The sequence below is a fragment of the Dehalococcoidales bacterium genome, assembly GCA_041652735.1.
GTDB lineage: Bacteria > Chloroflexota > Dehalococcoidia > Dehalococcoidales > RBG-16-60-22 > RBG-13-51-18.
On record JBAZGT010000006.1, the window covers coordinates 69,136 to 88,983 of the forward strand.

Annotated in this window: 18 protein-coding genes; 9 read left to right on the forward strand and 9 right to left on the reverse strand. The window is 57.8% G+C overall.

Features of this window, described 5'->3' with window-relative positions:
- Nucleotides 1-57 precede the first annotated feature (57 nt).
- The 9 genes from WC370_03685 to WC370_03725 all read right to left on the reverse strand — a co-directional run bounded on the left by WC370_03685 (nucleotide 58) and on the right by WC370_03725 (nucleotide 8,907).
- Nucleotides 58-1,476 (reverse strand): ATP-binding protein, encoded by a 1,419-nt coding sequence (locus tag WC370_03685; protein MFA5308573.1) that lies wholly within the window; start codon nucleotides 1,474-1,476, stop codon nucleotides 58-60.
- Nucleotides 1,394-2,098 carry a DnaD domain protein gene (locus WC370_03690; GenBank protein MFA5308574.1) on the reverse strand — a complete coding sequence of 235 codons (705 nt, stop codon included), beginning with the start codon at nucleotides 2,096-2,098 and terminating at the stop codon, nucleotides 1,394-1,396. Before WC370_03690 ends, WC370_03685 begins: the two co-directional genes overlap by 83 nt.
- Nucleotides 2,095-3,477, reverse strand: a complete 1,383-nt coding sequence (dnaB, locus tag WC370_03695) for a replicative DNA helicase (GenBank protein MFA5308575.1) — start codon at nucleotides 3,475-3,477, stop codon at nucleotides 2,095-2,097. Before dnaB ends, WC370_03690 begins: the two co-directional genes overlap by 4 nt.
- Nucleotides 3,478-3,495: 18 nt before the next feature.
- The gene (gene rplI / locus WC370_03700) at nucleotides 3,496-4,224 is read right to left on the reverse strand and encodes a 50S ribosomal protein L9 (protein MFA5308576.1); all 729 of its coding nucleotides are present in this window, start codon (nucleotides 4,222-4,224) and stop codon (nucleotides 3,496-3,498) included.
- Between the two features lie 103 nt (nucleotides 4,225-4,327).
- Entirely contained in the window at nucleotides 4,328-5,251 is a 924-nt protein-coding gene (trxB, locus tag WC370_03705; GenBank protein MFA5308577.1) for a thioredoxin-disulfide reductase, read from the reverse strand.
- Between the two features lie 128 nt (nucleotides 5,252-5,379).
- Entirely contained in the window at nucleotides 5,380-5,709 is a 330-nt protein-coding gene (gene trxA / locus WC370_03710; GenBank protein ID MFA5308578.1) for a thioredoxin, read from the reverse strand.
- On the reverse strand, nucleotides 5,678-6,700 hold the full coding sequence (gene plsX, locus WC370_03715) for a phosphate acyltransferase PlsX (protein ID MFA5308579.1): 1,023 nt from the start codon (nucleotides 6,698-6,700) through the stop codon (nucleotides 5,678-5,680). The genes trxA and plsX overlap by 32 nt, the downstream gene beginning before the upstream one ends.
- Before the next feature lie 9 nt (nucleotides 6,701-6,709).
- Nucleotides 6,710-7,684 (reverse strand): acyl-CoA dehydratase activase, encoded by a 975-nt coding sequence (locus WC370_03720; protein ID MFA5308580.1) that lies wholly within the window; start codon nucleotides 7,682-7,684, stop codon nucleotides 6,710-6,712.
- A gap of 50 nt (nucleotides 7,685-7,734) precedes the next feature.
- Nucleotides 7,735-8,907 carry a M20 family metallopeptidase gene (locus WC370_03725; protein ID MFA5308581.1) on the reverse strand — a complete coding sequence of 391 codons (1,173 nt, stop codon included), beginning with the start codon at nucleotides 8,905-8,907 and terminating at the stop codon, nucleotides 7,735-7,737.
- A gap of 211 nt (nucleotides 8,908-9,118) precedes the next feature.
- Between WC370_03725 and WC370_03730 the strand changes: the two genes are divergently transcribed.
- From WC370_03730 to WC370_03770, 9 genes are all read left to right on the forward strand, one after another.
- Nucleotides 9,119-10,009: an alpha/beta hydrolase gene (locus WC370_03730; protein ID MFA5308582.1), complete on the forward strand. Its 891-nt coding sequence runs from the start codon at nucleotides 9,119-9,121 to the stop codon at nucleotides 10,007-10,009.
- A gap of 164 nt (nucleotides 10,010-10,173) precedes the next feature.
- On the forward strand, nucleotides 10,174-11,649 hold the full coding sequence (gene nusA, locus WC370_03735) for a transcription termination factor NusA (GenBank protein MFA5308583.1): 1,476 nt from the start codon (nucleotides 10,174-10,176) through the stop codon (nucleotides 11,647-11,649).
- Complete coding sequence (locus tag WC370_03740) at nucleotides 11,630-11,932, forward strand: YlxR family protein (GenBank protein ID MFA5308584.1); 303 nt, start codon at nucleotides 11,630-11,632, stop codon at nucleotides 11,930-11,932. The genes nusA and WC370_03740 overlap by 20 nt, the downstream gene beginning before the upstream one ends.
- Nucleotides 11,925-13,772: a translation initiation factor IF-2 gene (infB, locus tag WC370_03745; protein MFA5308585.1), complete on the forward strand. Its 1,848-nt coding sequence runs from the start codon at nucleotides 11,925-11,927 to the stop codon at nucleotides 13,770-13,772. The genes WC370_03740 and infB overlap by 8 nt, the downstream gene beginning before the upstream one ends.
- A gap of 21 nt (nucleotides 13,773-13,793) precedes the next feature.
- Nucleotides 13,794-14,147: a 30S ribosome-binding factor RbfA gene (gene rbfA, locus WC370_03750; GenBank protein MFA5308586.1), complete on the forward strand. Its 354-nt coding sequence runs from the start codon at nucleotides 13,794-13,796 to the stop codon at nucleotides 14,145-14,147.
- A 175-nt stretch (nucleotides 14,148-14,322) separates the two neighbouring features.
- Nucleotides 14,323-15,498, forward strand: a complete 1,176-nt coding sequence (locus WC370_03755) for a pyridoxal phosphate-dependent aminotransferase (GenBank protein ID MFA5308587.1) — start codon at nucleotides 14,323-14,325, stop codon at nucleotides 15,496-15,498.
- A gap of 1,115 nt (nucleotides 15,499-16,613) precedes the next feature.
- Nucleotides 16,614-17,501 carry a tRNA pseudouridine(55) synthase TruB gene (gene truB / locus WC370_03760; GenBank protein MFA5308588.1) on the forward strand — a complete coding sequence of 296 codons (888 nt, stop codon included), beginning with the start codon at nucleotides 16,614-16,616 and terminating at the stop codon, nucleotides 17,499-17,501.
- Nucleotides 17,501-18,577 (forward strand): hypothetical protein, encoded by a 1,077-nt coding sequence (locus WC370_03765; GenBank protein ID MFA5308589.1) that lies wholly within the window; start codon nucleotides 17,501-17,503, stop codon nucleotides 18,575-18,577. Before truB ends, WC370_03765 begins: the two co-directional genes overlap by 1 nt.
- 152 nt (nucleotides 18,578-18,729) lie before the next feature.
- On the forward strand, nucleotides 18,730-19,845 hold the full coding sequence (locus WC370_03770) for an inositol-3-phosphate synthase (protein MFA5308590.1): 1,116 nt from the start codon (nucleotides 18,730-18,732) through the stop codon (nucleotides 19,843-19,845).
- Nucleotides 19,846-19,848: the final 3 nt, after the last annotated feature.

Genomic DNA, 19,848 nt, shown 5'->3' on the forward strand with positions numbered 1-19,848 from the left:
AGTCAAAGATAGAGATTGCCGTGTCGCTTCGCTCCTCGCAATGACAGATAAAATTGCCTACCTGTTCCGCCCCGGTCCCGTCTTACCTCGCGGCGGTACCCGTTTCTGGCCCGACTTTCTTTCGTTGCGGAAATCCGGCGCAATAATGGCAAACGTGACGCTGATATTGCGGTCGACGAGGCGCGAGCTGATGGAGCTGTCTACCTCCGCCATGATTTCATCGAGGGTATAGCGTGTAGTAATGACGGTTGGCAGGCGGCTGTTATAGCGGTAGTTGATAAGCTGGTAAAGCTTTTCTTTTACCCACGGGTTGGTGGACTGCTCCCCGAAATCATCCATCACGAGCAGCGGGGCCGTTTTCACGCTCTCGAATAGCTGGTCGTAAGACACCTTGCTGTCCGGGTTAAAAGCGGAGCGCAGGTGATCGAGGAAGTCCGGCACCACCACGAAAAGCGCGGGCTTGCCCATCTCATAGCGGAAGTTAACGATGGCGGACGCCAGGTGCGTCTTCCCGCAGCCCGTCTCCCCCATAAAGACCAGCCAGCCTTCCGGGTTCTTCGCAAAATCAAAGGCCAGGCGATAAGCCGCGTCCATATTGTCCTGCTGCTCGATGGACAAATCATTGCGGCGTTTATAGCTGATGAACGTCATGTTCTTCTGAAGCTCGAACTCCGGCGCCCAGTTGAATACCGAGCTAGGCGATACCTCTTCCAGGACAAAGACCCGGCTCAGCCTGGTATCGGTCAGGCGGGTGCGCAGGCGGTCGTCCATCTGCTCGGGGGGTATAGCGGTAACGATAACCGTGGGCAGCCCGGCGTTGAAGCGGGAGGTCAATAGCTGGTCGAGCTTCTCTTTGGCCCAGGCGGTGCCGGACTGCACTCCCAAATCGTCCAAGGCCAGCAGGGGCGCGTTCCGCACCTGCTCGAAGAACTCGTCGTAGGGCGTCTCGCTGTCGGCGCTGAAAGACGAGCGTATGCGGTCGAGCAGGTCCGGCGCGGTGATGTAAAAGGCCGGCTGCCCTGAACGGATGCGCTCGTTAACGATAGCCGCCGCCAGGTGCGTTTTGCCGCTGCCGCTGGGACCGGTAAATACCAGCCAGCCCTGTGGATCGGCGGCGAATGACCGGGCGGCCTCATGCGCCTGCGCGAACTTCTCCTGGCGGTGGGTGACGCTGCTCCGGCCGGTGGGCAAAAGATTGTCAAAGGTGAAGCGGGCCAGCGACCCCAGGTTGCTGTACTTTTCCAGCCGCTCCCGGCGTTCCCCTGCCTGCTCGTTCTGCACGCAGCGGCAGGGCACCACGCGGCTATAGTCCGGCTGTCCCGACTGAAGTCGGGGGTGGACAACGCGGGCGCCTTTACAGATGGGGCATTCCGGGGCAGACGGCGGCGCCGTGTCAGCGCTGGACCATGTGTCCGTATTTTCCCTTGAAGTACTTGCCCGGCCCTGTTTCTTTAGTATCTCGCTGATATGTTCCATCACTCCGGCCTTCACTCGACCAGTTTTCCAGAATCTTGGTGATATATTTGATATTGCGCTTGTTATATAATGCCGCTTCTTTAATGGCGTCCCGCAGCCACTCCGGCGGGTAAAGCTTCTCGGCATCACGGAGCTCATCGGCAATCATGGGCGTCAGCATGCCGATGTTCTGCTCGTAAAGGGTAAAAATATCCGGGGCCTCTTCCGCCGGGACGGGGGCGGACGCCGCCGCTTTCAGCCCCGCCGGCTTGAGTTCCCCGCTCCTCATCCGCTCCACTGCCTGCCGGTCGGACTCCGTGTTTAATAGATAAATATCCTCGGACGCCCCGTCTTTCTCCACGGTGAGGCTTAACAGGGAGCCTCTTTCCGCGGCGGCCTGCAAAGCGGCGCGCAGTGCTTCCGCCGTTTTAATGCTTTCCATCAAACCGGCGTTACCCAGCAGCTCGCTAAAGCTGACAAAGCGGGGGTAGCCTTTTTTGTGATAAAGAGTAGAAATAACATACAGCGTTGCCTTGAGCTCCGCCATATCCGTTATCTGCGGCAGCAGGCCGCTGAAAAATACGTTGGGGATGGAGGTGTACTCCACCCTCCCGCCGGATGGAAATCCCTGAAATTGCGTCATAGCAAAGTCGGCTCCACGCTGCCCAGGCTTTCGAACTTGGCCAGGGTATGGCGGAAACGGAGCTTGACCCGGCCGGTCGGCCCGTTGCGGTGCTTGGCGATAATCACATCCGCCTCTTCACGCGGGTACTCGCGGTCCGGGTGGGCGGCTATCCATTCTTCTTCGGTCTTGTAGTAATACTCGTCGCGGTAGATGAACATGACCACGTCCGCGTCCTGCTCGATGCTGCCGCTTTCACGAAGGTCGGACAACTGCGGCTCGTGGGAGGAACGCCATTCCACGGCGCGGCTGAGCTGGGAAACGGCCAGCACCGGCGCATCAAGCTCACGCGCCAGCGCCTTGAGCGCCCGGGAGATATAGCTGATTTCCTGTACGCGGTTTTCACCGCGGCCGCTGCTTTCCCCCTGCATCAGCTGTAAATAGTCCAGGATGACCATATCAACGCCGCGCTCATAACTGAGGCGGAGCGCCTTGCTGCGCATCTCCGCCATACGTATCATCGGTGTATCGTCGATATAAATAGGCGCTTCGGAAAGCACGCCGGTGGCTTCCAGCACTTTCCTTTCTTCTTCTTCCGTCTTGTGCTCGCCGAAGCGGATGCGCCGCGCGTTAATGCCGGACTCGCTGGACACGAGACGCGTTACCAGGGAGTCGCGGCTCATCTCCAGGCTGAAAAGGGCCACCGTGGCGCGGTGCTGGACGGCGGCGTTGCGGGCGATGTTCAAAGCCAGGCTGGTCTTGCCCATGCTGGGGCGCCCGGCCACGATTACCAAATCGGAACGCTGGAGGCCGTTGAGGAATTCATCCAGCCCGGCGAAGCCGGAGGGAACGTAAGGCAGCTTTTCCGGGTGGTCGGCGTCAGCTTCCGGCGGCAACTCGAAGTACTTGTCCAGCACCTCGCGGATATGAGTGAGGTCGCCGGAGCCGCCGCCCCGCCGCAGCCGGAACAAAACGCTTTCCGCCTTGGCCAGGCTGTCTTCCACGTCCGGCCCGGACTCGTAGCCAATAGTAGCGATGCGGTCGCCGGCAGCTATCATCTGCCGCATGACGGAGAGGCGATAGACGATGCGGGCATAGTGTTCAATATCCAGGGAGGTGGGGCAAACGGATATCAGGTAGCTTAAACGGGCGGCGCCGCCGCAGGGTTCCAGCTTGCCCCGGCGGGAGAGTTCCTGCGCCAGTGTTACCTGGTTAATAGCTTCATCCCGGGTGTAAAGCGCCAGACAGGCATCATAAAGCCACTGGTTCTGCTCGAAGTAGAAATCAGACGGCTGTAAAAAATCGGCTATCTGAAAAATGGCGCTGCCGTCAATCAGCAGCGACCCGACAACCGCTTCTTCCGCGCTTTCATCATTGGGAGGCAGCCTGACATCGCTCACCGTGCTGCTCCTTTTATCCTATTCTTCCGTTTTCTTGGCTTTGGTCCGGGGTTTCTTTTCCTTTTTCTCTTCCGCCGGCTTTTCTTCCTCAGCCGGTTTTTCTTCCTTGGCGGCTTTGGGGGCCTTGGCTTTCTTTTCCTTGGCGGGCTTTTCCGCGGCGGATGCTTCAGCCGGTTTTTCCTCTTCGGCCGGTTTCTCTTCCTTGGCGGCCTTGGGGGCTTTGGCCTTCTTTTCCTTGGCCGGTTTTTCCGCGGCGGGCGCTTCGGGTTTTTCCGCCTTGGCGGGTTTTCCCTCCACGGCATCCTCGGAAAGGACGTTGACCTTGATAACCGCCGTGATATCGTGGGTGAACTTCACGGTTACGTTACAGGCGCCGGCCTGTTTTATCGGCTCGGCCAGGTCTATCTGTTTCTTGTCTATTTCACAGCCGGCGGCCTTGGTCAAAGCCTCGGCGATGTCCGCGCCGGTAATCGAGCCATAGAGCTTATCATTCTCGCCCACTTTAGCCCGCAGCGTAATCTCCAGCCCGCTGATTTTCCCGGCGATTTCCGCCATCTGGGCTTCTTCGATAGCCCGCTGCTTGACTATTTTCTTCAGGTACGTTTCCACGGCGGCGGCGGCCTGGGAATTAGCCAGCACGGCCAGCTTCCGGGGGAACAAGAAGTTGCGGGCATAGCCGTTAGCCACTTCTTTAGTAGCGCCGACGCGCGCCACATTGGGGACATCCGCAATAAATATAACCTTCACGTCTTTCTCCTTTTCTTGATGACAAGATATTTAACAACTAACCGGGGGGTAAAATCAACTCCCGCCTCAAATTCAGGTCCCGCAAAGGCAGCCGGTGTGATATTTATTCGCTCAGATATTTTCCCGCGTTGATGGCGGCGGCCGCACCCTCGCCGGCGGCGCCGATTACCTGCCGGATGGAGCCGCTGCGTATGTCTCCGGCGGCAAAGATACCTGGTACATTGGTCTCCAGCTTGTCATTAGTAACGATAGCCCCTACCGCGTCCAGCGTAAGGAGTCCTTTGAGGTAGCCGGTAGCCGGTTGCGACCCCACGGAGACGAAGACACCGGCCACATCTATGGCCGATTCTTTTTTGGTATTGACATCGCGCAGCTTCAGCTGTTTCACGAAAGCGTCACCGGTTACCGCCACCGGCACGGCGTCCCAGAGCACCTCTATCTTCTTATCCGCCAGCAATTTTTCCTGTAAAATCTTGGTAGCGCGCAGCTCATGGCGGCGGTGTACCAGGTACACTTTAGTAGCAAATTTGGTAAGCTCCAGCGCTTCCGTCACCGCCGAGTTGCCCCCACCGATGACCGCCACCACCTTGTCCCGGTAAAAAGCGCCGTCACAGGTGGCGCAGTAAGAAACGCCTTTGCCGTTGAACTCTTCCTCCCCCGGCACCTCCAGTTTTTGCCGCTCCGCCCCACCAGTGATTATAACCACTCCGGCGCTGAAATCCCCCTGCGGGGTTTTGACGATTTTTTCCTTGCCGTTCACTTCTAGGGCGCTGACCTCGTCATAAAGCGTTTCCAGCCCGAACTTGGTAGCCTGCTCGTGCATGGCCTGCGTCAGGTCGATGCCGTTGATACCGGCGGTAAAACCGGGATAGTTTTCCACCAGCGGCGCATTGATTATCTGCCCGCCGATGGCCATTTTCTCTATAAGTAAAGTGCTCAGCCGGGCGCGCGCGGTATAAATCCCGGCGCTCAAGCCGGCCGGCCCCCCGCCGATGATGATGACATCATATTGCTTACGGGTATTCATCAGAATCCCAACCTCCCTTATTCAAAATAACCAATAACCAAGAAACAGGATATAAACGTATTTTGAATCCAGCCGCTCAAAACACCGGCTGTTTTTGGTTATTGTATCCTGTGATTCGGTAATTCGCCTTAGGCGGCGAGTGCCGTATCCAGGCTTTTCTTAAGCTCCGGCTTGGGCCGGAAACCGACGATGTTGGATACCGGCTGGCCATCCTTGAAGATAATCAGCGTAGGGATGCTCATCACGCCGTACTGCCGGGCGATTTTCTGGTTATCGTCTACGTTAAGCTTGAAGAAGACCACTTTGCCTTCATATTCTCCGGCCAGTTCATCCACGATAGGCGCTACCATGCGGCAGGGGCCGCACCAGGGCGCCCAGAAGTCCACCAGCGCCGGTGTCTTGGACTTTAATACCATTTCATCGAATTTAGCTTCCTGTACTTCCACTGGTTTGCTCATATTTCCCCTCTCTAATTTTTTCGGTTATATTACGTTCCACGGTCGCCCTGGCCAGGCCGATGGCATTTTTAATGGCCTTGGCCTTGCTGCGTCCATGCGCGATAATGACATTGCCGTTGACGCCCAGCAAATAGGCGCCCCCGTACTCGGAATAGTCCAGCCGCCGTGTCAGGGTATTCAGCCCGACGTCATGCAGCAGGTCTTTGGACTGAACGCGCGAAGCGCTGGAAAAGACCTGCCCCATCTGCTTTACCGCGGCTAAAAAGCTGTCGTTATGGCCTTCGATGGTCTTGAGGACGATATTACCGGTAAAACCGTCCGTCACCACAACGTCTGCCGTCTTTTTCACGATATCGTGTCCCTCTATGTTCCCGATAAAGTTGATATCCTTAGCCTCTTTCAGGAGCTGGTAGGTCTCCTGCACCAGGCGGTTGCCCTTGCCTTCCTCCCTCCCGTTACAGAGCAGACCTACCTTGGGGGAAGGGATTTTAAGGAGGTATTTGCTGTAAATGGTGCCCAGCCGGGCGAACTCCAGCAAATGCTCCGGACGGCATTCCGCGTTGGCGCCGGCGTCCACTAAAAGCGCGGGCTTGGTGGAAATCCTGTCCAGGAAGCAGCCGATGGCCGGGCGGCTTACTCCTTTGGCTTTGCCAAGGTTAAGCAGCGCCGCCGCCACCACGGCGCCGGTATTACCCGCCGAGACGAAAGCATCAGCTTGACCGTTTTTTAACAGGTTGATGCCGACCACGATAGAGGAATGCGGTTTGTTTTGAAGCGCCCTGATGGGGTGCTCACCGAAGTCGATAACCTCAGCGGCATCAACGATGGTCAGTCCCGGTAAGGTGAGGGCTTTTTCCGCCAGCTTGCGGACCACATTTTGCCGCCCCACCAGGATGATTTCCACCCCGTATTCCTGGACGGCTTTAATGGCGCCCTTGACCACCTCGTGCGGAGCGTAGTCCCCGCCGGCGGCATCGATAACGATTTTCATATTTTTAGTTTACTCTCCTCCGGCTATCTTGCCGGTCTCCCATTTATCGCACTGGCCGCCCCAGCAGGCAATCACCCGGTCTTTTTCCGATATCCTGACGATTTCACAGGCGCTGGGACAGGCGCGGCAGGCGAACGAAGATGTATCGTAAACGGCCCGGCTGACGGAAAATCCCCGGAAAGCGCACTGTCCCTGCATTTCCGCCGCTTTTTCTCTTACCAGTAAAGCCGCCCCGATAGCGCCCATGACCTCCGGGTGCGGCGGCACGGTGATATCCGTTTTCAGCTCTTCCTCCAGCGCCCGGACGATGCCCCGGTTGAAAGCCACCCCGCCCTGGAACACCACCGGCGACTGTATATCCTTGCCGGAACCCACGTCACTTAAATAATTGCGCACCAGCGTCCGGCAGAGGCTGTAAATAATGTCTTTAACGTCATGGCCCATCTGCTGCTTATGCACCATGTCCGACTCAGCGAAAACGGTGCAGCGGCCGGAGATATGGACTTTATCCTTCCCCTCCAGCGCCAGACTGGACAACTCCCCGATGGTCAGGCGTAAACGCGCCGCCTGGTGGTCCAGAAAGCTGCCGGTGCCGGCGGCGCAGACCGTGTTCATGGCGAAGTCCGCCACCATGCCGTCGCGGATGAGAATCAGCTTGCTGTCCTGCCCGCCGATTTCAATGACCGTACGCACTTCCGGCACGGCCCTTACCGCCGCCACGGCCTGGCAGGTGATTTCATTTTTAACCAGATCCGCCCCCACTATCGCCCCGGCCAGGTAGCGGGCGCTGCCGGTGGCCGCCGCGCCTTTAATCTCAACATCCGGCGGCAGCATCCGCCCTATTTTCCCCAGCCCCTCCTGCAATACGGCTAACGGCCGCCCGCCGGTGGGGAGGTACAGGCTGGCAATAAGCTCCGCCGCGCCGTCCAGCACGGCAAACTTGGTGGAGACCGACCCCACATCTATACCCAGATAGGCTTTCACCGGTTTTTACCCACAATACTACATTCACACATATTGCTAATTCAGGATTATTACAGACTTTTTTGTAATTCCACCCGCGCCGCGGCCAGGGCTTCCGGGTCCGCCAGGAGGTCGGCAGCAGTCATCGCCATCGCTTTGGCGGCGCCGAGCATGGTCGCAAATGCCTCCGGGGTAGCCGCTATCTCCGCGAAGCGCGGCGTATGCAGGGAAATATCCGCCGGCGCGATAGCGACCATCGGCTGGATAGTGGGGGTCAGGTTGCTGACATTGCCCACGTCCGAGCTGCCGGTGGACTCGGCGGTATCCCCCAGCGGTATCGGCTGTCCCAGGGACTCCATGTTATTTTTAAAAAGCCGCGCCAGTGTCATATTATTACGCATGGCAGCGTAGCGTACACCCGCCCACCTGTATTTCAGTTCCGCGCCGGTGGCCGCCGCGGCTCCGGCGAAACAATTTAAGACCTTTTCTCTTAAAATATCCAGGTATTCATCATCCACGGCGCGTACCAGGAAAGTGGCGGCGGTATGCGCCGGGACGATATTGGCCGCGTCGCCGCCATCCGTGATAATGCCGTGAACGCGGGCGGTACGTCTCATGTGCTGCCGCAGGGCGTTTACAGCGTTAAAGGAAAGTATCATAGCCTCCAGGGCATTAACACCCGCCTCCGGGTCAGCAGCGGCGTGAGCCGCTTTCCCGATAAACTCAACTTCCAGCGTCTGGCAGGCTAACGCGCCCAGCAGCACCTGGTGCCCCCCGCCCGGATGGGTAATCATGGCCGCGTCCAGGTCTTTAAAAGCGCCCCGCTCCGCCATAATGGCCTTGCCGGCGTCCCCTTCCTCACCCGGGGTTCCGTAAACTATAATGCTGCCGCCGAGCTCGTCCACCACCCGCTTAGCCCCCACGCCGGCGGCGATAGCGCTGGTGGCTATCAGGTTATGCCCGCAGGCATGGCCAAGTTTGGGAAGGGCATCGTATTCGGCGAGGAACGCGATAGCCGGCGTGCCCCGGCCGTAACTGCCCCGGAAAGCGGTAGAGAGCTTGCAGATACCCGTCTCCACGGTGAACCCGTTTGCCTGGAGATATTCCGTAAGCCAGCCGCAGGCCTGGCGCTCTTTCATGGCCGTTTCCGGAGTGTCATGGATGTTCCGGCTCAACTCGCTTAGTTGAGTGGCCCGGGCATCTATGTCTCTGGCGATTCCGGCTTTCAGTTCGGCTGTATTCATATTTATTTCTCCGGGGAAAAGGGGGGAGGGTTAAATGGGCGCTAACCTTAATTATACACATTCCCGTCGGGTAAAAAAAGACAGTTTATAAAAACGTAATGCCCGGTAATAGCCGTGGTAATACCAGTCCGCTACATTGACAACAGCCCCGGGATGACTATAATGGATAAATAGAAAAATGCAGCGGCGGCCATTAACTGAGGCGGACAGCATGAGATGGCGGTGGAAAACCCTGATCATCATAGCAACCGTATTGGTAACGGCGTTCCTGGGCATCTCCGCTTACCTGGGACATACCATGACCACGGTGAAACGGGTGCCCATACAAGGCAGCCCGGCCGACCTGGGATTGCAGTACCAGGATGTCTCCTTTCAAAGCAGGACGGACAACCTCACCCTGCGCGGCTGGCTTATCCCGTCCGGCAACAGCCGGGAAATCATCATCATCGTCCACGGGAGCGACGAGAACCGCGCCGACCCCTCCATAGACACACTCGGGATTGCGGCGGCGCTGGCCGGTCATGATTACAGCGTTCTGATGTTCGACCTGCGCGGCCACGGGGAGTCCGGGGGCAGCAAGTTTTCCGCCGGGTACTATGAAAAGCGGGACCTGCTGGGGGCGGTCGATTTCGTTAAGGGGCGGGGCTACCGGAGCACCGGGGTACTGGGCTTTTCCATGGGCGCCGCCACCGCTATTTTCGCCGCGGCGGAGGACGATGATATCGACTGCATCGTGGCGGACAGCTGCTACGCGGATATTACCGAGATTATGAAGCGGGAATTCAGCGCGCGCACCAGATTCCCCGGCTTCTTTCTCTCCCCCGTGCTGTTCACGGTCAAGCTTTTCTACGGCGTTGATTTCCCGGCGGTGAAGCCGGTGGCGGTAGTCCCGGAAATAGCGCCACGGCCCATCCTGTTTATTCACGGCGCCGATGACACTTTTTTGCCGCCGGACCATGCGGCGCGGCTGCTGGCGGCGGCCGATAATCCCGCCGATGAGCTCTGGATCGTCCCCGGCGCCGAGCACGTGAAATCGTACGTGACTAACCGCCAGGAGTACATCGACCGCATAACCGCTTTCTTTGATGCGGTATTAAAGTAAGAACCACGGCGGCGGCATGCCATCTTTTTCTTATATTTCATATTGCATCAAATACTGTTTGGTGTTATAATGAGGCTGCCGGGATAAGAATAGCTTTGTTTAAAAGTGGGTTTGAGTCCCACTTTTTTAATTTTTGAAAAAGAATAGCGGAGGTCTGGAGCCGGATGAAGAGCGATTTTTTGCTCGCTATAACGCAGCTCTCGGCGGAAAAGAACCTGCCCAAAGACGTGGTTCTTACCGCGGTAGAAGCCGCCCTGGTGTCAGCCTACAAGAAAGATACTTTTAACGCTACCCAGAATATCGCCGTCAAGATTAATCCCAATTCCGGTAAAGTTGAGGTGTGGGCGGAAAAAACAGTGGTGGAAAAGGTGGCCGACCCCAAGATGGAACTCACATTGAGGGAAGCCAAGAAACTCAAAGCGGATATCAAGATGGGCGAGACCATCCTGATAGAGTCCACCCCGGAAAACGCCGGACGCATCGCGGCACAGACCGCCAAGCAGGTCATCCTCCAGCGTCTCCATGAAGCGGAGCACAGCGCCATCTTCGAGGAATATGCCGATAAAGAAGGCGAAGTGGTCAGCGGCGTCGTCCAGCGCTTCGAGGCCGGACAGGCATTTATCGACCTCGGACGGACCGAAGCCGTGCTGCCGACATCGGAGCAGGTACGCTCCGAGCGCTACCGCGTGGGGCAGCGCCTCAAGGTAGTCTTACTACAGGTAGCGCGCACCGGCAAAGGGCCCAAAGTAATCGTCTCCCGCTCTCACCCGGAGCTGTTGCGGCGCTTATTCGAGCTGGAAGTGCCGGAGGTCTATAACGGCACGGTGGAGATAAAGTCCATCGCCCGGGAAGCGGGCTTCCGGAGCAAGATAGCCGTGGCCGCCAAGCAGGAAGGCATCGACCCCGTGGGGTGCTGCGTGGGGCTGCGGGGCATACGCATACAGAACATCGTCAGCGAGCTTAACGGCGAGAAGATAGACGTGGTAATGTGGAACGCGGAGCCGGCCAATTTCATCGCCAGCGCGCTCAGCCCGGCGCACATCGTCGGGGTGCAACTGAATAAAGATGCGCAGGTAGCCACCGTTATCGTGCCGGACAAGCAGCTTTCACTGGCAATAGGCAAAGAGGGACAGAACGCCCGGCTGGCAGCCAAGCTCACCGGCTGGCGCATCGATATCAAGAGCGCTTCCACCGCCGAGGCGGAAAAGATAAAAGAGGTCAAACCCACCCCCGCCGCCGAGGAAATTGAAGCACCCCTGCCCGAAGAACTGGTGGAGGTGGGGGCTAAAGCTCCGGCCGCCGAAGCGCTGTCAGAAGAAATGCTGGCCGGAATCGATAACCTGGAACTGACCGAGGAACCTGCCGCAGTGGCAGAAAAAGCGGAAGAACCCGAACCGGTAGCCGCCGAGATTCTCATGCCGCCGCAGATAAGGCTGGAACACACCGGCGAAAACCAGCCCAAGATACGCTTTGCCGAGGATATTATGGCGCCGCGGCGAGTGAAGGATGTGGACAAGCCCGCTAAAACCAAGAAGAAAAAGAAGGGCGGCTTCACCCGCGAAAGCGGCGATGAAGGCGTAAAGGCCAAAAAGGGCCGCCGTGATTATACCGTGGTGGAGGATGAGGAGGAGTATCTCTAACGCCCGACCGGTACCGCAGCGCACCTGCGCCGCCTGCCGCCAGGTAAAGGACAAGCGGGCCCTGGTGCGGCTGGTACGCACGCCAGCCGGCAAGGTGGAAATAGACGCAACGGGGAAAAAGGAAGGGCGGGGCGCTTACCTGTGCCGGGAGTCGGCATGCTGGGAAAAAGCTTTAAAGGGCACCTGCCTGGAGCATGCCCTGAAAGGCAGCGTAAGCCGGGGCGACCTGGAAAAGCTGTATAAAAACGGGAAAGACCTGCTGAAGGAGTTGACCATTGGTTAGAGCCGGAAAACCGGAAAAAGCCGTTGAAAGCGCCGCCGAAAAAGCGGGCAAGGAAGCGGTACAGGACAAGACCCCTGTGCTGGATATACCACGCTCTATAAGCGTACGCCAGCTGGCGGAGCTGTTGAATATCGACTCCATCAATATCATCAAGCAGCTGATGCGCAATGGCATCATGGCCAACATCAACCAGCTAATTGACTATGATACCGCCGCGCCCATTATCTCCACCCTGGGCTTTAAACCCCACCTCACCCCCATCAAAGACCAGATGATGGCCACCGCCGCCGAGGAGGGCAAGCAGCGAAAACGCAAGTACGGCAAGGACGCAGAAAACCTGGTGCCGCGCCCACCGGTGGTGACCGTGATGGGTCACGTAGACCACGGCAAGACCAAGCTACTGGACGCCATCCGCCAGACCAACGTAGTGGACTCAGAAGCCGGCGGCATTACCCAACACATCGGCGCATACCAGGCAACTATAGACGGACACAAGATAACCTTTTTAGATACCCCCGGCCACGAGGCTTTTACCGCCATGCGCGCGCACGGCGCCAATATCACCGATATCACGATACTTGTCGTAGCGGCGGATGACGGCGTGATGCCGCAGACCCGCGAGGCTATCAACCACGCCAAAGCAGCGGAAGTACCTATCGTCGTGGCTATCAATAAAATAGATAAAGACAACGCCAACCCCAACCTGGTCAAACAGCAGCTGACGGAAGCCGGGCTGGTTATCGAGGAGTGGGGCGGCAACGTTGTTTGCGTGGAGATTTCCGCCAAGGAAAAGAAGGGCATCAAAGAGCTGCTGGAAAGCTTGCTGCTGGTGGCGGAAATGGAAGAGCTTAAAGCCAATCCCAACCTGCCCGCCGCCGGCGTCGTCATCGAGGCGGAAATGGACAAGACGATGGGGCCGCTGGCCACCGTGCTGATACAGTCCGGCACGCTCAAAGAGGAAGATACGGTGGTGGTAGGGATGGCATGGGGCAGGATCCGGGCAATGTTCAACGACAAGAACAAACGCATCAAGAAAGCTGAGCCTTCCATGCCGGCAGAAATCCTGGGACTGGACATCGTGCCGGAGGTAGGCGATACGCTCATTGCCGTAGCCGACGAACGACACGCCCAGGCTATCCTCACCCGCAAGCGGGCGGAAAAAGAAAAAGAGTCGTTAAAAGCGCAGGCGGTCAACCTGGACAACCTTTACGACCAGATAAGCACCGGGCAGGTAAAAGAGCTTAACGTCATCCTCAAGACGGACGTGCAGGGCAGCATCGAGCCTATCCGCACGACCCTGGAGCGTCTGGGGACGGACGAAGTCAAGGTAAGGATTATCCATAGCGCCACCAGCGACGTCACCGAGAGCGACGTCATGCTGGCTTCGGCCTCAAAGGGGCTTATCATCGGGTTCAATGTCACCGCTGGAGAAGGCGCCCGCAACCTGGCAGCCGCCACCGGCGTGGACATCCGCTTTTACAATATTATCTACACGCTGACCGACGACGTGGATAAAGCTTTGAAGGGACTGTTGGAACCCAAGTTCGTCGAGGTCATCGACGGACGGGCGGACGTACGGGCGGTATTCTCGGCCGGCAAGGGAGTCAAAGCGGCCGGCGTGCTGGTCACGGACGGCAAGGTAACCCGCAACGCGCTGGTAAGGGTGCGGCGGGGCAAGGAAATACTGGCCGATTCCAGCGTTATCAGCCTCAAGCGGTTCAAGGACGACGCCAGGGAAGTGGCGGCCGGCTACGAGTGCGGAGTGGGCGTCAAAGACTTCAATGATTTCAAGGTCGGCGACGTTCTGGAATTCTACCGAATGGAGAAATCCGGCAGGTAAGCAACCGCCGGAACTCAAGCCGTGTCACACCACATCGAACGCGTTAATACGCTTATCCGCCGCGAGCTCAGCGAGCTCATCCAGCATGAGCTGAGAGACCCTCGCCTGGACGAGTTCGTCAGCGTCACGGAGGTAGAGACTTCCCCGGACCTCAAGACCGCCAAGGTATACGTCAGCACCATGAGCGGGCAGCAGCACAAGGACAGGATACTGAGCATCTTAAGCGCCGCGGCGGGCTTTCTGCGCACCGGCGTCGCCCAGAAAACCAGGCTGCGCTATACTCCGGAACTCATCTTTATGTGGGACAACTCCATCGAGCACGGAGAAAAAATCCAGCGGCTCATCGACGAGGTTACCAAAGAAAACAAGGGGTAGATTTCTAAAAACCCTCTCGCTCTCCCCATTCGCTTCGCTCAGGGCAGGCTCTTTACAAAAGGGAGACAATTCGTGCAAAACCGTCCATTTTATACTATTCTCCAGTTCCCCCGTTTGCCCGCTACCGCCCGACTTGCTATTATTATCCTATACTTATATTTAATGAGGAGAAAACATGAAGTATTCACCGCTGCTGGACAGTATTCCGGACTATCCTTTCCGCAAGGTGGCCAAAATCTCCAGGGAGGCGGAGCAGCGGGACGGCGTGCCGGTCATCAACGCGCGCATCGGCATCCCGGACAGGGAGGCACCCCAGGCTGTTAAGGAAGCGCTGGCCCGGGCGGTGCTGGCGGACAAGTCCACCTACGGCTATCCCTGCGATACGCACCCGGAACGCGGCATCCCGGAGCTTATCGAGGCTATCATCGAGGACTACCGGGTGAAGCACAATGTAAAGCTCCGGCCGGAGAACATCATGGTCACCGGCTGGGCCAAGGAAGTTCTCTACTACATGGCGAGCCTGTTCGACGAGGGGACGATTTATATCCCCGACCCGGTCTATCCCGTCTATGAAGCCGCCACCGTGCTGTCCGGACACCAGGCGGCGCGGGTGGGGACATCGGCGAAAACCAGGTGGCTGCCGGAGTTCAGTTTTAAAGAGACAGACAAACCGGCGGCTTTTTATTTTTGCGACCCGAACAATCCCACCGGAGCGGTGGCGAACAAAGAATACTACACATCGCTGCTGGCCAAAATGGAAGCGGCGGACGTGACCGGCATCTTCGATAAAGCCTATAAAGACTACGTCTTCGACGACAAGACCCGTCCCGTGTCCATAACCGAGATTCCGGGCATGATGGAACGCGGTTTCGAAATCGTGTCGCTCTCCAAGCATTATAACTACGTGGGCATAGGGCTGGCGTGGATAGTCAGCAGCGAGGAGAACATCAACCGCTGGCTCAAGGCTTCCAGCCAGCACAGCCAGGGCGTGGAATGGTACAAGCAGAAAGCCGGGGCGGACACCCTGACCAGTCCCGCCATCAGGGCGCAGATGCAGGCGTACCTTAAAGAGCTCAAAGCCAGGCGGGACGTCTTCAGCAAGGGGCTGCGGGAGCTGGGGCTCAAGGTGGAAGTGCCCGCCGCCACCCCCTACCTCTGGATAAAGGTGCCGGAGGGCTTCAGCGACGAGGACTTCGTGCTGAATACGCTGATAAGCAAGGCGCACGTGGCGCTGATGCCGGGGTCGTACTTCGGGGAGAGCGGGCGGGGCTACATGAGAGCGACGCTTTTCCTCTCCCTGCCGCAAATCGAGGAGGCGCTGGAGCGGATAAGGAGGGTGAAGGGGTGGTAGGGGGTAGGTAGAGAGAAGTTCTAAATACTAATATCTAAACTCTAAAGGAGTGACAAGGGGGAACGAACCTCTCCCTCTGTATCTCCCCGCCTGCCAAAGTCTTGTACGGCGGGCAGGCCTCTCCGCTGGCAGAGAGGGAGATGATAGGAAAGGAAAGGTTAGGACAAAGAGGACGGGTAAAATCACGGAAAGAATTGTTATTTGATTTTTTATTTTTTTTACTAAGTCCCACGTACGATTTATAGCTAAGTAATTGTTTTTTAGTTTATGGTAAGTCAGCTTCAATAACCGGGTATTTGTTTTTTAATTTATGTTAAGCAGGGGTAAGGGGGAGTTTATAGTTAACAGTTTATAGTTTACAGTTAACAGTTAACAGTTAACAGTTTTTAGTATATAGGGGTTAGTGGAGAAAAGGAAGGGGATGGTGACGCGGGGGAAGGGAATACCGACCTCACCCTCTGTATCTCCCTCTCCGCTGGCAGAGAGGGAGATGGGTAACAGGTAACAAGTAGCAGGTAACAAGTAGCAAGTAACAAGTGTCAAGGAAGCGACAGGGGGAGAAAGGCGGGGAGACCCTTCGACAAGTCCCGATTCCTGCGTCATGTCCCGATTCCCCATGGTCATGCGGGACACCGGATGAGGTACGAATCGGTGCGGGATGGCGACAAAGTCGCTCACTCAGGGTGAGCGGGGGATAAGGCGGGGACAGAAGCAGGGAGGGAACGAACCTCTCCCTCTGTATCTCCCTCTCCGCTGGCAGAGAGGGAGATGGGTAACAGGTAACAAGTAGCAAGTAACAAGTGTCAAGGAAGCGACAGGGGGAGAAAGGCGGGGAGACCCTTCGACAAGTCCCGATTCCTGCGTCATGTCCCGATTCCCCATGGTCATGCGGGACACCGGATGAGGTACGAATCGGTGCGGGATGGCGACAAAGTCGCTCACTCAGGGTGAGCGGGGGGATAAGGCGGGGAGATTGCTTCGTTGCTGCGCTTCTGCAATGACAGAGAAGCAGGGCGGGTTGGAGACCCGCCCCTACCGAAGCGGTCCGGATTTAGATTTACATCAAATTTTGTGTTGTCGGATATAAACCTTAAGTAAGGAAACATGGCAAGATAATGGATGGTATACTGAACATCAACAAGTCGGCGGGGAAGACGTCTTACGGGGTGGTGGCGGCGGTAAAGCGGCTGACGGGGGAGCGGCACGCGGGTCATGCCGGGACGCTGGACCCGGACGCCACCGGGGTGCTGCCGGTATGCCTGGGGAAGGGCACGCGGGTGGTGGAGTTCCTGGCGGACAGCACCAAGGCCTACCGCGCCGTCATCGAGGCGGGGGCGGCTACCGACACCTATGACGCAAGCGGGCAGGTCACCCGCCGCGGGGACGCTTCCGGCGTAGACGTGATGCAACTGGAAGAGGCGCTTAGCCCCTTCCGCGGCGACATACGGCAAGTCCCGCCGATGTACAGCGCCCTGAAACACCAGGGACAGAAACTCTACGAACTGGCCCGCGCCGGCATCGACATCGAGCGGGAAAGCCGGCCGGTAACGATATACCGGCTGGAACTGCTCGATTGGCAACCGCCGCTGGTCACACTGGAAATAGAGTGCAGCAAAGGGACGTATGTAAGGTCGATAGCGCACGACCTGGGGGAGAGGCTGGGCTGCGGGGCGCACCTTAAAGAGCTAACGCGCACCCGCTGCGGCATCTTCGACATCAAAGACGCCATTACATTGACGCAACTGGAAACGGGCGTACAGACCGGGGACTGGCAACAATACCTCCACCCCATCGACAGCGTACTACAGGACATGCCGTCGTTCACGGTAGATGAAGTCGATGAAGCGGCCATAAAGACCGGCAGTCCGGTACGCCTGAAAACCGGGAAAGGGGAAACGGGGCAGGGCTACGGACGGGCCTACAGCGCGGACGGGCGCTTCCTGGCCATACTAACGCACGAAGTCGGCGACGAATACTGGCGGCCTAAAAAGGTTTTTATCTGATGAAACCGGTTGACGAGGACGAATACGGCGCTTACCTGGGAGTGACGGCGGACTTCCGGCGGGAGTTTTCGCTCATAGAAAACAATCCCAACTTCGAGGTGTACGACGCCAAAGACCGGCAGCGGCGGTTTATCGTTAGTAAAGCTTCCCGCATACCGGACGACGAGGACATAACGGCGGGCAGGTATGGCATAGATTTCAACAGGGCGAGGCCCACCCCGCAAGAAGCCGTGGATTATCACGCCGCCCTGCCCGGCGGCTATCAATGGCTGGGAGACATCGCCTTCGCGGCGGCGGATGAAAATGAATACGCTAAAAAAGCGGCGGCCCGGGACAGCTTCTACTCCTACGTGTGGGGGGCGGCGGCGCAAACGGTCTGGGCGGCGCCGCACTCCGGCAGCGTAGACCGGCCGCCGGACGATACCCTGCCCTTCCCCAAGCTCTGGATAGACAACCACACGGCGGGGGTGGCGGCGCGCTGCGCTTACCGGGACGGGGGGCGGGGTAAACAACGGGTGATGATATACGTCCACGCCACCGGACTGCTGGGGGCGGCGGTCAACCTGGGCGACTTCGGGGTGGCGGACGGGGAGAAAATGGCCGTGGCGGCGGCCCGGGCGGAAATAAAATACCATGACAAGGTGCAGGTCCTGGCGGAGGGGTTCAAGCAGGACTTCCGCCTCAAGACAGGCAAACTCCTGGAGCATATCTACCGTCGAAGAGGCACGCTGGACCCGGCGGCGCTGGGCGGCGTTTCCAAAGACGACAGCTTTAACGTGACGCAGCAAGCCAAGGTGCTCAAACTGTACGGCCGGGAAATAGCCGAGTTCACCCCGGAGGCATTCAGCGAGGCGCTGGACGGACTGGGGGACATACTGGTGCCGGTAGTAAACAATAACGTGCTGTACCCGGCCCGGCACGTGGGCGAGCTGCTGGGTCTGAAACAGAAGATAAGCGAAGGGCTGATGCACGGCGCGCTAAGTGTGGAATGCGCCAAGTACTACGCCGCCAACGCGCCGGAGCTAATAGCGGACATCATCCTGGACATCAAGCGCGAGCTTTTCCCTTCATCGTAGGGCGAAACACTATTATGTCAACTATTTCCAGCTTCACTCCTTGACATTTGGCTTCCAATGAGAGTATAGTGCATCGGATGCTTTCTCAAGCTTAATATTCGGTCGTTTTCATTTCCGGCTTCATCTAATTCAGAAAGGGGAAACGTGAATAAATGGGGAAGATAAATGTGGCGATTATCGGCGTGGGCAACTGCGCCTCGTCCCTGGTACAGGGCGTGCACTACTATAAGGACGCCAAGGAAACCGAAGAAGTACCGGGTCTGATGCATGTCAACCTGGGCGGCTACCACATCAGCGATATCAACTTCGTGGCGGCCTTCGACGTAGATAAAAACAAGGTGGGCAAAGACCTGGCGGAAGCCATTTACACCAAGCCCAACAACACCTACAAGTTCTGCGACGTGCCCATCACCGGCGTCAAGGTAATGCGGGGCATGACCCATGACGGACTGGGCAAATACCTCTCCGAGATTATCCAGAAAGCGCCCCCGCCGACGGTGGACATCGTCAAGGTGCTGAAAGAGACCAAGACCGACGTGGTACTCAACTACCTGCCGGTGGGCAGCGAAATGGCCACCAAATGGTACGTGGAACAGATTTTACAGGCCGGCTGCGCCATGGTCAACTGCATACCGGTCTTTATAGCCAGCCACAAGGACTGGGCGACCCGCTTCGCCGACCACGGCCTGCCGATTATCGGCGACGACATCAAGAGCCAGGTGGGCGCGACCATCGTGCACCGGGTGCTGACCAAGCTGTTCGTGGACCGCGGGGTGAAGCTGGAAAAGACCTACCAGCTCAACTTCGGGGGGAACACGGACTTCCTCAACATGCTGGAGCGCGAGCGGCTGGAGTCCAAGAAAATCTCCAAGACCGGCGCGGTAACCTCCCAGCTCCCCTACAAGCTGGACGCCGGCGATATCCACGTGGGGCCGAGCGACTACGTGCCGTTCCTGCTCGACCGCAAGTTCTGCCATATCCGGATGGAAGGCCGCACCTTCGGGGACGTTCCCCTGCTGGTGGAAGCCAAGCTGGAAGTCTGGGACAGCCCCAACTCCGCGGGCGTGGTGATAGACGCGCTGCGCTGCTGCAAGCTGGCGCTGGACAAAGGCCTCAAGGGCGCCTTGACCGGGCCTTCATCCTATTTCATGAAAACCCCGCCGATACAGTACAGCGACTCCGAAGCGCGGACCAAGACGGAAGAGTTCATCGCCGCCAACGCTTTAAACGCTAAAGAGAAACCGGCCAAAAAGCGGGGGGCAAAATAGTCC